Origin of the sequence: Mycobacterium sp., from assembly GCF_049608025.1 — a bacterium.
GTDB lineage: Bacteria > Actinomycetota > Actinomycetes > Mycobacteriales > Mycobacteriaceae > Mycobacterium.
Window position 1 is genome coordinate 17,137 of record NZ_JBMYXC010000040.1, and the last position, 14,088, is coordinate 31,224.

The following is a 14,088-nucleotide window of genomic DNA, read 5'->3' on the forward strand; positions in this document are numbered from 1 at the left end:
GGGACGGATGTTGCGCTAGTCCCGCCCGAATTCTCTCAGAACTTCATCAGATAACGACGGCATCACCGCGTGCGCCCAATCCCCGAAATCACGGTCGGTGAGCACGATCAGCGCCAGATCGGCGCCCGGATCGACCCAGAGAAAAGTCCCCGACTGGCCGAAATGACCGTACGTGCCGGCCGTGTTCGTCTTGCCCGTCCAGTGCGGCGATTTGCCATTCCGGATCTCGAAGCCCAGCCCCCAGTCGTTGGGCCGCTGCGGGCCAAAGCCGGGCAGCACCCCGTCGAGTCCCGGGAACTGCACGGTCGTGGCCTCCTCGTGCATCCGCGCCGACACGGTGGCCGGCACCAGCAGATCGCCTGCGAACGCCGCAAGGTCGTCCACCGTCGATACCGCCCCATAACCGGCAGCCCGGGCTCCGCCTTCCAGAACGGTGTCGGCCATCCCGAGCGGTTCGAGCACGGACTCCGTCAGGTAGGCGCCGAAAGCGATGCACGATTCCCGCTCGAGTACCCCGGCAAGCACCGCGAACCCGTGATTGGAGTAGATCCGCCGAGTGCCCGGCTCAGCGAGTACCTTCGCCGAGTGCATTTCGTATCCCGCGGCATGGGCCAGGAGGTGACGCACCGTCGAGTTGGGTGGGCCGGCCTCGGTATCGAGTTCCATGGCCCCCTCCTCGACGGCCACCTGAGCCGCGCGGGCAGCCAGCGGTTTGGTGACCGAGGCCAGCGCGAAGCGGGCCGTGGTGTCGCCATAGCTGTCCAGAACCCCGGACGGACCCAGCACCGCGGCGGCAACGTTGGGGACCGGCCAGTCGGTCAGGACATCGAGTGCGGACATCGAGAGAGGAGCTTAGTAATGTTCGGGTTCTGGTGTCGAAAGGTCTTCGGCTCGGTCACCCGGTCAGGAGTAGCCAAATGCGCATGGTGTATCTGGCTTCGCGGCTGGAATCCGCACTTGCCCGGTGGGGGCGCGGCGCGGTTGCGTTGGCGTTCGGCCTGATTGCAGCGGAATGGTTGGGCTGGGTGACCGGTCAGCACTATTTGGCGCGGACCTTCGGGAACTGGAATCCGATGACTCCGTGGACTGCGGTGCTCCTGGCGGCGTTGGGGGTGGCGATCCTGCTGCAGTCGGGGCGCCCGCGCCCGCGCGCGCGGGTGTGGGTCGGGCGTGGCTTGGCCGTGGTGGCCGGCGTTCTCGCCGTATTGTTACTGGCCGAGTCCGCGACCAGTGGGCCCTTTAGTCTGGCTCAGCTGTGGTTTCCCGACTCGATGAACGCATTGGACCCGACTTGGGCGGGCCATTACCCCGCGCTCACCGGATGGGCGGTGGTGCTGCTGTCGGCGGCGGTGGCGGTGACGCGGGTGGATCGCCGGTGGGCCCGCCTGGCGTGGGGGGTGGGCCTCGTGGCTGCGGGGGCGCTGGCGTTGGTCGCAATCGTGGCTTTTTTGTTCGGCCCCCTTTCCGCTGTGACTCTCAAGCCGTCCAGCGGGATGTCCATCCCGACGGCAGTGTGCGTGGCATTGCTGGTCTGCGCGGCTGGCGTTGCGCGCTTCGACCGCAATCCGGTCGCCTGGCTGCTGACCCGACCAGACCGGGCGGCGTCGGTTCAATTGGCCGGCGCCGTTGCCTCTATTCCGCTCGTGATTGCGCTTTTTTATGGGCTGCTGTCGCTTCGTGACGTGAGCGAAAAGACGGCATGGGTGATATCGGTACTAATAGTCACCGTCTTGCTCGGGGTAACCGTGTTCGCTATTGCCGAACACGAGCGACGAGACAGGCTGGCAGGCGAGGCCCAAATGCGCTCGATCATCAGCAATGCGCCGAACGCGATCGTCGTGCGCAACGTGCACAACGGTTTCGAATTCGCGAACCAAGCGTTTGCTGACCTTTTTGGTCTCGCTGATCCGGACGTGATCGTGGGCGGGACGCCGGTAGAGGATCTTGCTCCACAGAATCCGGAGTTGATCCGCAAGATTCTCGACGCCGAGGCGGCCGCGTTACGGGGTGAGGTCGCGAAGTTCGAACATGAATTCGCGGTCGGCAATCAGCGGTCGACACTCGAAATCCAGTTGTTCCCCGTCGACGATGGCCGGGGAAAAATGCAGAGTGTCGGGGGGATCGGCACCGACGTCACCGAACGCGCACGAGTTGAACGCCGGTTGCGTGAACGGCTCGACTTCGAAAAGTTCCTGTCGCAGGCGATCAATGACGGTCGCCTTCTGGTGTACACCCAGCCGATCGCCGACGCCCGCACCGGGCAACTCGTGGAGGAGGAACTGCTGGTTCGGCTGAACGGACCCAGTGGCGAGCTGATCGCCCCCGGCGACTTCCTCCCGCAAGCGCGGCGGTTCGGCCTAATGCCGACCATCGACCGCTTCATGGTGGCTCGCGGCATCGAGTTGGCCCGGGCCGGCCGCCATGTGGCCGTCAACATCTCGGCGGACTCGATCGGCGATCCGGAAACCATCGACACGATCGTCGCGCAACTGCGCCAGGCGGGCGACGCCGCCACCCGGGTTTCCTTCGAGATCACCGAGACTACCGCCCTGGCGACAACGGAAATCGCGCAGCGCTTCTCCGACGACATGAGCTCGTTGGGATGCCGGTTGGCACTTGATGACTTCGGAACCGGCTACGGCACTTTCACCGAACTTCGCGGTTTGGTGTTGCACAAGTTGAAGATCGACCGGAGTTTCGTGACCGGCCTGCTCGGCAACAAACGAGACGAAACCATCGTGCGGATGATCGTCGACATCGCCACGGAATTCGGATTGCTCACCACCGCCGAGGGCGTCGAAGACGCGGAAACCCGAACACGATTGATCGAACTCGGGGTCGACCAACTCCAAGGATACCTAATCGGGGCTCCGCAACCGGCCACCACGAGCAGTGCCAGTCACACCATTCCTCAACAGCTCTTTGGGATCCAGGCGGCGGGCGAGGTCACCGACTAGGGAGGTGAGCGTGCCAAAGGGTGAAGGGCGTGCGGTGTCGGTCAACCAACCCCGCCGACCACAGTCCTCGGCCGGCGCACGGCCCCGATAGGGTGGAGCAGTTGCGAGAAACGGTTCCAACGAGCGACAGGATGCTGATGGCGGATTCGGGCAAGCCCAATATTTTGGTCCTCTGGGGGGATGACATCGGCTGGTACAACATCAGCCACAACAACCGCGGCGCGATGGGGTATCAGACCCCGAGCATCGACCGTATCGCTCGCGAGGGAATCGAATTCACCGACTTCTACGCCCAGCAGAGTTGCACTGCCGGCCGAGCAGCATTCATCACCGGACAGAACCCGCTGCGCACCGGACTGACGAAGGTCGGCATTCCAGGCGCCGACCTAGGTATGCAGGCCGAGGACCCGACCATCGCCGAACTACTCAAGCCGCACGGCTACACCACCGGCCAATTCGGCAAGAACCACCTCGGTGACAAGGACGAATTCCTCCCGAGCAACCACGGGTTCGACGAGTTCTACGGGAACCTCTATCACCTCAACGCCGAAGACGAACCCGAACACCCCGACTACCCGAAAGACCCCAGCTTTCGGGAGCGCTTCGGCCCGCGCGGAGTGATCCACTCGTTCGCCGACGGCCGCATCACCGACACGGGGCCACTGACCAAGAAACGCATGGAGACCATCGACGACGACGTCACCGACCGCGCGGAAGCCTTCATCCGCCAAGCCCACAGCGACGACAAGCCGTTCTTCGTGTGGTGGAACGCCACCCGAATGCACCTGTGGACCCGGCTCAAGGCGGAGTCGGACGGACTCAGCGGGCAGGGCTTCTACAACGACGCGATGGTTGAGCACGACGGCCACGTCGGTCAACTGCTGGACCTGCTCGACGAACTCGGCATCACCGAGAACACGATTGTCGTGTACTCCACCGACAACGGCCCGCACTACAACACTTGGCCCGACGGCGCGATCAGCCCTTGGCGCAGTGAGAAGAACTCCAATTGGGAAGGCGCCTACCGGGTACCTTGCTTTGCCCGGTGGCCGCAACGATTCGCGGCCGGCACCACCCTCAACGGCATCATGACCCACCAGGAATGGCTGGCCACATTCCTGGCGGCGGTCGGCGAGCCCGATATCACCGACAAGCTACGCGCTGGGCACAGCTGCGGAGACAAGACATTTCGGGTCTATATCGACGGCTACAACGCGCTGCCATACCTGTCCGGTGAGACCGACCAGTCGCCACGGGACTGGTTCTTCTACACCAGCGACGACGGTCAGGTCACCGCTATCCGCATCGGCGACTGGAAGATCGTGTTCTGCGAGCAGCGAGCCAAGACGATGCAGCTGTGGGCCGAACCGTTTGTTCCGTTACGCATCCCCAAGATCTTCAACCTGCGCCGCGATCCCTTCGAACGCGCCGACGAGAACTCCAACGGCTACTGGAACTGGGTGCTCGAGCACATTTTCGTCCTCTATCCGGCCCAAGCGCTGGCCGCCCAACAGCTACAAACCCTGGCCGAATTTCCACCCCGGCAAAAACCTGCCGCGTTCAACCTCGACCGTGTCCTCGATCAGATGACAGAAGCGACGGGCGGCGGCCTGCACTAGCGCCGATCCGGGCCAGAGCCCACGACTACCTGGTACCGACAGTAGCGACCCGTCGTGACCGTCTGGTGCAGGTAAGTTCCGAGCTCGGCGTCGGTCGCGGCGATCTTCTCGATAGCGTCGCGGATGCGCGCGGACACCGCCTTGCGTGCCCGCTCCACGTCGTCGCCCAGCCGGCGGGTGCGGTTCCCGAGTCCGGATGCAGCACGGAGTTGGTCGATGATGGCCGCCCGCTCGTCGTCGAGGCGATGCGACACCGTGGCATCGCCGCGCGCGTCAGCATCGTCGAGGGCGACCTCGATCTCCCCCAGTCGGTCGCGGTAGGCGGCAATCGCGTGTGCGTCGAGGACATCGGCACCGGTGCTCCTCTTCCAGCCGGGGCCTCCGTCCATCAACTCGACGACGTCGACGTCGGCCCCCGGCGAACCGACCAGGGTGGCCAGGTCGGCGATCCCCTTCGTGTTCCGCATTGTGACCACGCGGCGGCCGAAGTGAATGGCCCAGCTGGTGCCGGTGCGGCGAAACTGCGGGCGGAGGGCCGGCTGCTCGTGGATGTCGTCGCCGGGCGGCTCGATCTCGCGTACCGCTACCGGGTCAGCGATGCCGTTGAGCCGGTGTGAGCCTGCGTCGATCATGCGATACCCCCGGCCGGCGGAAAGCTCGGCGGTGGTGGCCGAGACGAGGACGCCGTCTGCGGACGCAAGATCGCAGAGCTGGGAAGCGATGAGGACCGTCCGTCCTGAGATGCCGGGACCACGCAACTCCACTTCGCCGGTGTGCACTCCGCTGCGGAGTCCGAAGCCGAGCTGGCGAGCTGCTCGCCGAATGGTTGAGGCGAACGCTATGGCCTCGCCGGGCAGAGCGAATGTGAGCAGCGCCCCGTCCCCGGTGGCCCTGACCGCCGTCGCACCGGTGGCGTCGGCTTCCAGTGCGACCCGATCGTGGAACGCTTCGAAGCGCTGATGCCAGAGCGCATCTCCGAGCTGGGTTATCAGCCGCGAGCACTCGACGATCTTGACGACCACGACCGTGGCGAGGCTACGCGCCGGTGCATGCACCGCAGCGCCTTCGAGCAGGAACGACTCAATCATCGCGACCAGATCAACCGCACGCTCGGCCCACGGTAGGTGAGCCCGGCCCTCGAGCAATCGGAACTCGGCGTCGCCGAGCTCCTCGGCGAGTCGCCGTCCGGAATCGGCGGCGACGACGTGATCGCCGGCGCGATGCAGGACGAGCGCGGGCTGGCTGACCTGCGAGGCGACGGGAGTGACGTCCATGTCAAAGGTGAGCTGCAGCAGATCGGCCGCGACCTGGGCGGTGGCTGTGTGGCGCTGCGCTGATGCGAACCGTCTTGCGGTGACGCCGTCGGAATCGGGCAAGAACACCGAAGTCAGAGCCTTGCTGCCGAGCCCCCAATTGACGGCGACGAGATCGCGAACGACGCCCCGTGTGCCCTCGTCCGAGATCGTGCCGCCGTCCAGGTAGCTGCCGATGAACACCAGGCGCCGGACCAGGTCCGGCCGGTCGGCGGCCAGCTGCACGCAGGGCGGACCGCCACAGGAGATTCCCAGCAGGTCAACCGATTCGAACCTCGACGCCAGCACGACTGCTTCGAGGTGGCTGGTCTCGGTACGCAGGTCATAGTCTCGGTCGTCGCGGCTGCTCATCCCGACTCCAGGCCGGTCATAGCGGATCACCGTGTGGTTTTCGGCCAGCGCGAGCACGAACTCGCGCAGCTCCTGGTTCTGCCAGTCCAGCTCGAGGTGGCTCGTCCACCAGGCTGCCAGCACCAGAGCGGGCCCGCTCCCCACCGTGGCGTAGGCAATCTCCTCGCCGGCGGGACCACTGCACCGAGCAACCAACTGGTCCATGCGATCACGATAGGCCCACCTTGATCGCACCAGGTCGACGAACGGGCCGAGCGAGTCGACCCCTCCTTCACGATGGCTTGTGTGCGACGACATGGACCAGCTCATTGGACAGCCGGTAGGTGCCGTCGTCGTGCCGGTGCGGTGAAATGGCTTCCAGCACCTGCCGCCGGAGTATGCGTTCCCCGGTGTGCCGGATCGACGGCAGCACCAGGCCCGGTGAACGAAGAGCCCTCCAGGCGATGTCGTCGTCTCCGAATTCGAGGATCGCCTGCGTGCTCCCGAACGTGATGTCCTCGAAGCCCGCGTCCGCGAGCATCGACTCGGCGACGCCCGGAACATTGATGGTGGCCAGCGAGACGATCTCCTCACTCACACCGGGGCCGGCGGCGCCCACGGTCATGAAGTAGCTCAGCAGATCGAGCCTCTCTGGAGCACCCCAGTAGGTCAGGCCGATCCGACCGCCGGGCCGACACACCCTGGCCATCTCGGCCAACGCGGCCTCGCATCCGCCCCAGATGCCGTTGAAGGACGCCACAACGTCGAAAGATGAGTCTTCCCAGGGGAGGTCGAACATGTCGCCCTGCACGAGATCGGCACCAACAGCTCGGCGGGCCGCGATCTCCAGCAGTCCGGCCGAGGCATCTAGTCCAGCGACGGAGGCACCGAGCCGGGATGCCCGGCCGAGGCTGTTCCCAGCACCACAGGCGACGTCGAGCAACCGGGTCTGCGAATTCACACCGACGAGATCGAACACAGCCTCGATCGCATCGCGTGCGTAGGGCTCGAAGAGATAGGCCCAGTCCGACGCCGCGTGTGACCAAGCCTGACCAGCGATCTGCCAGTCCGCGCCGCCGCCGGTATCGGCGCCGGGCGTGTCAGCGTCGCGGCATGGGGTCGATTCGCGGCTGGAGGTTGATTCCTGGCTGGAGGTTGATTCCTGGCTGGAGGTTGTGGTGGACATGGTTTCTCCTCGTGCAATGGTTGGGTTCGTCATGACAAGGGCGCTAGAGCTGACGCCAGAATTGCCAGAGTCGCTTCTGGCTCGACCACCGACTTGATTATTGGTCGACCACTACGTTGAAGACATGACCCAGACTGTGCGCGGTGTGATCTCTCGGACGAAGGCGCAACCCGTCGAGTTGGTGGACATCGTCATCCCCGACCCGGGACCGGCCGAAGTCGTCGTAGACATCCTCGCCTGCGGCGTGTGCCACACCGACCTGACCTATCGCGAAGGCGGTATCAACGACGAATTCCCCTTCCTGCTCGGCCATGAGGCCGCGGGCACCGTCGAGTCGGTCGGCGCCGGCGTGACGAGCGTCGAGCCCGGCGACTTTGTGATACTCAACTGGCGCGCGGTGTGCGGTCAGTGCCGCGCATGCAAGCGCGGACGGCCCGGGTACTGCTTCGACACGTTCAACGCATCGGGGGCGATGACCCTCATCGACGGCACGCCCCTGACGCCCGCACTGGGCATCGGGGCCTTCGCCGACAAGACGCTGGTGCACGAGGGCCAGTGCACAAAGGTCGATTCGGGGGCCGATCCCGCGGCGGCCGGACTGCTCGGTTGCGGGGTGATGGCAGGCCTGGGGGCGGCGATCAACACCGGCGCGGTCAACCGCGATGACACCGTCGCGGTGATCGGCTGCGGCGGCGTCGGCGATGCGGCGATCGCCGGCGCCCGACTGGTCGGCGCCAAACGCATCATCGCTGTCGATACCGACAACCGGAAGCTGCACTTGGCGCGGGAGTTCGGTGCGACCCACACCGTCAATGCCGTCGAGTTGGACGTGGTCAAGACCATTCAGGACCTCAGCGACGGCTATGGCGCCGACGTCGTCATCGACGCGGTCGGTCGGCCCGAGACATGGAAGCAGGCGTTCTACGCCAGAGATCTGGCAGGAACCGTGGTCCTGGTCGGGGTGCCGACGCCGGACATGACGCTGGAGATGCCGCTGGTCGACTTCTTCGCCCGCGGTGGATCTTTGAAGTCTTCGTGGTACGGCGACTGCTTGCCCGAGCGCGACTTTCCCACTCTGATCAGCCTGTATCTGCAGGGCAGATTCCCGTTGGACAAGTTCGTCTCCGAACGCATCGGGCTGGGCGATGTCGAGGAGGCGTTCCACAAGATGCACGCCGGTGAGGTGCTGCGTTCGGTCGTGGTCTTGTGATGAGCGCTTGCGCGAAGAACGGAGGACACTGATGGCCAACATCCAGCGTCTCGTGACCAGCGGCACGTTCGAACTCGACGGCGGCAGCTGGGCCGTCGACAACAACATCTGGCTCGTCGGCGACGACCGGGAAGTAGTGGTTTTCGACGCCGCGCACACTGCCGAGCCGATCATCGAGGCTGTCGGCGGACGGCATGTGGTCGCAGTCGTGTGCACGCACGGCCACAATGATCACGTCACCGTCGCGCCCCAACTCGGCGCGGCACTCGATGCCCCGGTCTTGATGCACCCGGCCGACGATATGTTGTGGCGAACAACCCATCCCGACAGCGATTTCCGCTCCGTGTCCGATGGCGACAGATTGCAGGTCGCCGGCACAGAGCTGCGGGCCTTGCACACGCCGGGGCACTCGCCCGGCTCGGTGTGCTGGCACGCACCCGAGCTGAATGCGGTGTTCAGCGGCGACACACTGTTCCATGGCGGGCCCGGGGCCACCGGCCGCTCGTTCTCCGACTTTCCGACCATCCTGGAGTCGATCTCGGGACGGCTCGCAAATCTGCCCGCCGAGACGGTGGTCTATACCGGCCACGGTGATTCGACGACCGTCGGCGACGAGATCATCCACTACGACGAATGGGTAGCCCGGGGCCACTGACGCCCCCCGACCTTCGCGCCGAACGTGAAGCTGCCTTCACGTTCGCGGCCGAGGGTGAAAATACCTTCACGTACGCGACCAGAGGTGAAGAGGCCCGCACGTTCACCGGCCTGTCACTTCTGCGGCGCGGCCGCCGCGGGAGGACTACCGTTTGCAGTGACGGATTTGCCTGGACGTTCTCGGAGGTCGCGATGCCTGAGTCGAGCATCGTCGTGCGGCCGGAGCCGGCGGACAGCGGCTCGTACTCCGCTGCTGCACGGCTGCAGGCGGCTGGGCTCGAGTCGGCCATCGAGGTCTTCGGGCGGGCTGCGGCCGCGGTACCGCTGCCGACTCCCCCACAGCCGATCGTTATCGCCGACTATGGTGCGTCCAGCGGACACAACTCGCTGCTCCCGGTCGGCGCTGCGATAGCGCTGCTGCGCAAGCGAACCCGCCCCGAGCACTCCATGCTGGTCGTCCACACCGACATGCCGGACAACGATTTCACCGCACTGTTCCAGACCCTGGAGGAGGACCCCGACACCTATCTACGCAAGGACGCTGCCACGTTCGCCTCGGCGGTGGGCCGGTCCTTCTATTCGCAGATCCTGCCGTCCAACAGTGTCAACCTGGGTTGGAGTTCCTGGGCGATTCAATGGGTGAGTCGGGTTCCCGCTGTCATCGACGACCACCTCCAGGTGGCCTATTCCGAGGACGAATCCGTGCGTGCCGCCTACGCCAGGCAGGCCGCGCGCGACTGGCATGAATTCGTCGCCTACCGCGGCCGCGAGCTGTGCCCCGGCGGCCGCCTGGTCGTGACGACGATGGCGATCGGCGACGACGGTGAATCCGGCTACCGCCCGCTGCTGGCGGCGATGCTGGATGGGCTTGACGAGTTGGCGACCGACGGGTTGCTCACCGCCGAGGAGGTATCCCGGATGTGCATTCCCACCGTCGGGCGCCGCGCGGCTGACTTCATCGCGCCGTTCGCGCCATCGGGACGCTTCGAACGACTGGAGATCGAACATCTCGAAATCTTCGACGCCGACGACCGGTTCTGGGACCGCTACCAGATCGACAGTGACCCAGTTGCTTTCGGTGCGCGATGGGCTGACTTCGCCCGGGCCTCGGTGTTCCCGGCGTTGTCGAACGCGCTCACCGACGAAGCTGCAGATCCGCGGGTATCGGAGCTGTTCGATCGGCTCGAAAAAGGTGTCGCCGAGCGCCTGGCGGCCGCACCGGAGCCGATGCAGATCCCGATGGCGCATGTCGTCTTGGTGAAACACCTTTAGAGAGCCGCTGACCCGGGCTGCCGAAGCGGCCCCGATCAGTCGTCGTCGTTTGCCAAGCGGACGATTCCCACCTCGCCATCGAGCAAGACGCGGTCGCCCGTTTGGAACACCCGGGTTCCGACGCGAGTGTTCACGATTGCGGGAAGCCCGTATTCGCGGGCAACCACCGCGCCGTGGGAGACCGCACTCCCGATATCGGTGACCAGGCCCGAAATGAGGCTGAAGTAGGGGGTCCAACCGACGTCGGTAATCGGTGCGATAAGAATCTCACCACGCTCGAGTTGCTCGGCATCTTCGAGGCTGCGTACGACGCGCGCCACCCCGACGACGCGCCCACGACTTACCGAGGCTCCGCGAACCAGTCCATCGGAGTCGGCGGCATCGCGGTCGAGGTCGAGGTCGATTCTGGGTGGTTCGCCCTCGAAGACGTCGGGAAAATCGTAGTTCAGTTGTTGCGCAAATGCTTCGCGGCGTGCCAGGGCTGTCGCCGCGAGTCCCGTTTCTGCGTTCCGAGCGAGCCGTCCCAGCTCCTCGTGGGTGAGGAAGAAGACCGCGTCACGATCCGGGAGACGTCCTTCTGTCACAAGGATTTCCGCCAGGTTGCGGTACGCCGCCTTGAAGCGCGTCACAACGGTGACGAGTCCGGACTTGGTCTCTTCGCGGGAGCGGACCGCCTGGCGCGCCATCCGAGCCAGCAGCGCGACCGACCGACCGACCTTCGGGGCCGGAGTATGGTCGGGGCGGTTGAGCGCAGCGCGTCCCGATCCGCTCTGGCGCAGCGGAACTTGCAGCGACCTGATCAGCGGCAGGGGGTCTTCTCGCCATTCGGGCTGACGTAACTCGAGTTCCTTGATCGCGCGGTGCCCGTGCCGGACCAGAAAACGCTCGAATTCCTGGCGTGCCTCACCCGCTGAGCGAGACTGGATCCAGTTCAGCGCCTCTTCCGGCTGCGCATAGGTGAAAGACGCGTCGGCATCGGGATGGGCGGCGATACATTCCTGAATGCGCTCGGCGCCGGCGATGATGTCGGCGCTTTCGACATCATCGGCTCCGGCCAGCAGCGCCGCTGCGGTGGCGTGGTCCTGCTCGGATACTTCGCGGCTCCCGGCGATCACGCCGAGCAGGGTTGGCGTGAGGACACCCGAACCGGCCGAGGAAATCAGGTGGTAGTGCATGGCGTCGTAGATGAACTGAAAGCGGCGATCGATCTCCAGCCAGGCCGCCGCGGCAGTCTCAGACGCAGGGAACCGCAACTCCGAAACCAGGCGACGCATGTCGCGACGCGCCCTGGGCTGACCGAAGAGGTAGCCGAGGTAGCGCATCCCGTTGGCGATGCGGCGCGGGCGCGACGGCGGGTCGCTGCCGCGGATGGTGAACTCGTTGATGGGGCGCCCGCAGACCGAGAGCGCCAACTGCTCGGCGCTGGAGCCCAGCGCATGGGTCGCCGTGTCGCTCATAGTGCTCAGATTGAGAAAGAGATGCCCCGAATTCATGATGAGGAAGCGCATACTCGGCAGCACCGCATCTTGAATGCCCACCTTTACATGCATCATCTGCATACCGACATCGATGCTGCGCGCGGTGAAGGAGTAGGACAGCGGGGTGCAAGCGCCGGGGAACATCTCGCCGACGTTGCAGCGGGTGTAGACGTGGGTCGGGTCGACGATCGGTGTGTCGAGTTCATTGGGGTCCGGCGGAAGATGGGTGATGGGCCGAGCCTGCAGCCAGTAGATTTCATCCTGCGCGTCGACGGCCCACTCGAGGTCAAGGGGGCAGCCTTGGGCCGCTTCGGCCGACAGCGCCCCGGCCAACAGACCGCGCCGCACAGCTTCGCTGAGAATCGTTGTTTCGCCCTCGAGTTCAGCCTCGCGGGTGATCCCACTTCGATCAAGCAGATAGTGGTCCGGCGAGGCGTGCCCGCCGACGAGCGCCTCACCTAGGCCCTCCACCGCGTCGATCACGATGCGGTCGCGACGTCCGGTGACCGGGTCGGCGGTGAACAGCACCCCTGCGCTCACCGCAGGGGCCATGTTCTGAACCACTACGGACATGGCGTGTTTGACGTCGTCGCCCGCACTCTGCTGCCGGTACAGCGCGGCCCGACTATTGTCCAACGATGCCAGGCATACATTGATGGCCGCGCGCAGGGCCTCGATTCCGGTGACGTTCAGGATCGTCTCGTATTGACCGGCGAAGCTGGCGTCTGCCGAGTCTTCGCCCAACGCAGAAGATCGCACCGCAACCGCCTCCCCGCCGAGTTCTGCGTAGCGGGCCCCGAGGTCTTCGGGCAACTGCCCGGGAGTCGCGCCGACCACCACAAAGGCCTTGGGAACCCGCAGTCCGAGGCCTACTAGTCTGGCCAGGCCTTCGGCCTTGCCGCCCACGGGCGCATCGCCGAGCGCGTCGAGTTTCAGAATGGTCGGCTTCATCAACCTATTGCTCGTCCTTCTGCCGTGGGCAACGTCGTTGGGCCGCCGGGTAAAGACATCCGGCGCAAGGGATCCCGTTCAATGTGAACGCCACGGCGCTACCGGCCGAGACGAACTGTCCTCTCAACTGCCGGACACTTCTCTGGCGTTATAACCGTCAGCCCCAGTGACCCTCAGCGTAAGGAGTGTTCCAGCAGTGCGTGAGCCTGCCGTTCTCCACGGTGAAGACCTCAATTCCGCACATTTTTGCGTCGCCATGTTTCGTCATCGTCATGTTCCACACGGAGGTGACGGTGGTGTCATCCGCGTGAGTGATGACCCGGGAGATCTGGACGCCCAACTGCTCGATGCCCACTCGGACCCGCTCGATCTGCTCGTCGTGGCTCAACCGCGTGACACTTCCCGGGTCATGGCGGGTGATCGGGTCGCTGCACAGCTCACGAATCAACTCGAGCTTCCCGTGGTTGTTGACCTCGTCCCAATAGCGCTCCAGAAGCACCTGGGCGGCCGGCTTAGGCATCGCGGCCCTCCCCCTTCTCCGCGAACCCGGGGTCGCGAGTAAACATGATTGACATATAAAAATATACTAAGGTATATTTTTCCGGCGGGCGAATCGCTGGGATTCATTGGTTCACTGATTCATTGGGGACGGAAATGGCTTCTCTGGAGACGCAGCCGGCCGGATCGACGCGTCGGGAGCGGCGGCGCCTTGAGGTCTCCGGTCGCGTTCTGGATGCAGCCGAATCTCTGTTCGTCGCCAAGGGATTCGACGAGACGTCCGTGGCGGAAATCTGCGAAGCCGCCGACGTGGCATACGGCACTTTTTTCAACCACTTCCCGGCCAAGTCGGATTTGTTGCTCGCTCTGGGCGCGCGCGCGTTGTCAGACATTTCCGGGCAACTGGCTGCCTTGTCCCGTCGCCCGGTCCCAATCGGCGACGCTGTGAGGGATCTTTTCGAGGGATTCGCGGAGCGCCTGCAATCGGTGTCGCCGGGCGAGCGTGCACTTGCCGCGCGGGTCCAATCGCTCGCGTTTACCGAAGTCCACGAAGATCGCGACCACGGGTTTCATGCCGCCTTCGTCGCCTTCATCCACGAATCGGTGGCCACCGACCGGGT

The 14,088-nt window shown here is 65.0% G+C and carries 11 protein-coding genes; 6 read left to right on the forward strand and 5 right to left on the reverse strand.

Annotation, left to right across the window (positions count from 1 at the left end; all coding sequences use genetic code 11):
• Positions 1–15: 15 nt before the first annotated feature.
• A complete protein-coding gene (locus ACPGXI_RS13185; protein ID WP_526653554.1) occupies positions 16–840 on the reverse strand; it encodes a serine hydrolase domain-containing protein in 825 nt (274 codons plus the stop codon).
• 83 nt (positions 841–923) lie between these two features.
• On the opposite strand from ACPGXI_RS13185, the gene ACPGXI_RS13190 reads away from it, so the two are divergent.
• On the forward strand, positions 924–2,957 hold the full coding sequence (locus ACPGXI_RS13190; protein ID WP_526653556.1) for an EAL domain-containing protein: 2,034 nt from the start codon (positions 924–926) through the stop codon (positions 2,955–2,957).
• A gap of 137 nt (positions 2,958–3,094) precedes the next feature.
• A complete protein-coding gene (locus ACPGXI_RS13195) occupies positions 3,095–4,576 on the forward strand; it encodes an arylsulfatase (RefSeq protein WP_526653580.1) in 1,482 nt (493 codons plus the stop codon).
• Here the strand turns inward: ACPGXI_RS13195 and ACPGXI_RS13200 are convergent.
• Positions 4,573–6,444, reverse strand: coding sequence for an adenylate/guanylate cyclase domain-containing protein (locus tag ACPGXI_RS13200; protein WP_526653558.1), 1,872 nt, complete (start codon positions 6,442–6,444; stop codon positions 4,573–4,575). The two genes, ACPGXI_RS13195 and ACPGXI_RS13200, sit on opposite strands and share 4 nt — an antisense overlap.
• A 67-nt stretch (positions 6,445–6,511) precedes the next feature.
• A complete protein-coding gene (locus tag ACPGXI_RS13205; RefSeq protein WP_526653560.1) occupies positions 6,512–7,405 on the reverse strand; it encodes a class I SAM-dependent methyltransferase in 894 nt (297 codons plus the stop codon).
• A gap of 124 nt (positions 7,406–7,529) precedes the next feature.
• On the opposite strand from ACPGXI_RS13205, the gene ACPGXI_RS13210 reads away from it, so the two are divergent.
• The 3 genes from ACPGXI_RS13210 to ACPGXI_RS13220 all read left to right on the forward strand — a co-directional run bounded on the left by ACPGXI_RS13210 (position 7,530) and on the right by ACPGXI_RS13220 (position 10,541).
• A complete protein-coding gene (locus ACPGXI_RS13210; protein ID WP_526653562.1) occupies positions 7,530–8,615 on the forward strand; it encodes an S-(hydroxymethyl)mycothiol dehydrogenase in 1,086 nt (361 codons plus the stop codon).
• 31 nt (positions 8,616–8,646) lie between these two features.
• On the forward strand, positions 8,647–9,270 hold the full coding sequence (locus ACPGXI_RS13215; protein WP_526653564.1) for an MBL fold metallo-hydrolase: 624 nt from the start codon (positions 8,647–8,649) through the stop codon (positions 9,268–9,270).
• 191 nt (positions 9,271–9,461) lie between these two features.
• The gene (locus tag ACPGXI_RS13220; RefSeq protein ID WP_526653566.1) at positions 9,462–10,541 is read left to right on the forward strand and encodes a class I SAM-dependent methyltransferase; all 1,080 of its coding nucleotides are present in this window, start codon (positions 9,462–9,464) and stop codon (positions 10,539–10,541) included.
• A gap of 35 nt (positions 10,542–10,576) precedes the next feature.
• Here the strand turns inward: ACPGXI_RS13220 and ACPGXI_RS13225 are convergent, their stop codons facing one another.
• Positions 10,577–12,970, reverse strand: a complete 2,394-nt coding sequence (locus tag ACPGXI_RS13225) for a PEP/pyruvate-binding domain-containing protein (RefSeq protein ID WP_526653568.1) — start codon at positions 12,968–12,970, stop codon at positions 10,577–10,579.
• A 157-nt stretch (positions 12,971–13,127) separates the two neighbouring features.
• Positions 13,128–13,490, reverse strand: a complete 363-nt coding sequence (locus ACPGXI_RS13230; RefSeq protein ID WP_526653570.1) for a nuclear transport factor 2 family protein — start codon at positions 13,488–13,490, stop codon at positions 13,128–13,130.
• A gap of 134 nt (positions 13,491–13,624) precedes the next feature.
• Between ACPGXI_RS13230 and ACPGXI_RS13235 the strand changes: the two genes are divergently transcribed.
• Positions 13,625–14,088 (forward strand): TetR family transcriptional regulator (locus ACPGXI_RS13235; protein WP_526653572.1); only part of this gene is annotated, 464 nt, incomplete at its 3' end.

Bases quoted from the DNA above. Each gene is read 5' to 3' on its own strand.
- ACPGXI_RS13185 (WP_526653554.1), bottom strand. From the start codon at position 840: ATGTCCGCACTCGATGTCCTGACCGACTGGCCGGTCCCCAACGTTGCC.
- ACPGXI_RS13190 (WP_526653556.1), top strand. From the start codon at position 924: ATGGTGTATCTGGCTTCGCGGCTGGAATCCGCACTTGCCCGGTGGGGG.
- ACPGXI_RS13195 (WP_526653580.1), top strand. From the start codon at position 3,095: ATGGCGGATTCGGGCAAGCCCAATATTTTGGTCCTCTGGGGGGATGAC.
- ACPGXI_RS13200 (WP_526653558.1), bottom strand. From the start codon at position 6,444: ATGGACCAGTTGGTTGCTCGGTGCAGTGGTCCCGCCGGCGAGGAGATT.
- ACPGXI_RS13205 (WP_526653560.1), bottom strand. From the start codon at position 7,405: ATGTCCACCACAACCTCCAGCCAGGAATCAACCTCCAGCCAGGAATCA.
- ACPGXI_RS13210 (WP_526653562.1), top strand. From the start codon at position 7,530: ATGACCCAGACTGTGCGCGGTGTGATCTCTCGGACGAAGGCGCAACCC.
- ACPGXI_RS13215 (WP_526653564.1), top strand. From the start codon at position 8,647: ATGGCCAACATCCAGCGTCTCGTGACCAGCGGCACGTTCGAACTCGAC.
- ACPGXI_RS13220 (WP_526653566.1), top strand. From the start codon at position 9,462: ATGCCTGAGTCGAGCATCGTCGTGCGGCCGGAGCCGGCGGACAGCGGC.
- ACPGXI_RS13225 (WP_526653568.1), bottom strand. From the start codon at position 12,970: ATGAAGCCGACCATTCTGAAACTCGACGCGCTCGGCGATGCGCCCGTG.
- ACPGXI_RS13230 (WP_526653570.1), bottom strand. From the start codon at position 13,490: ATGCCTAAGCCGGCCGCCCAGGTGCTTCTGGAGCGCTATTGGGACGAG.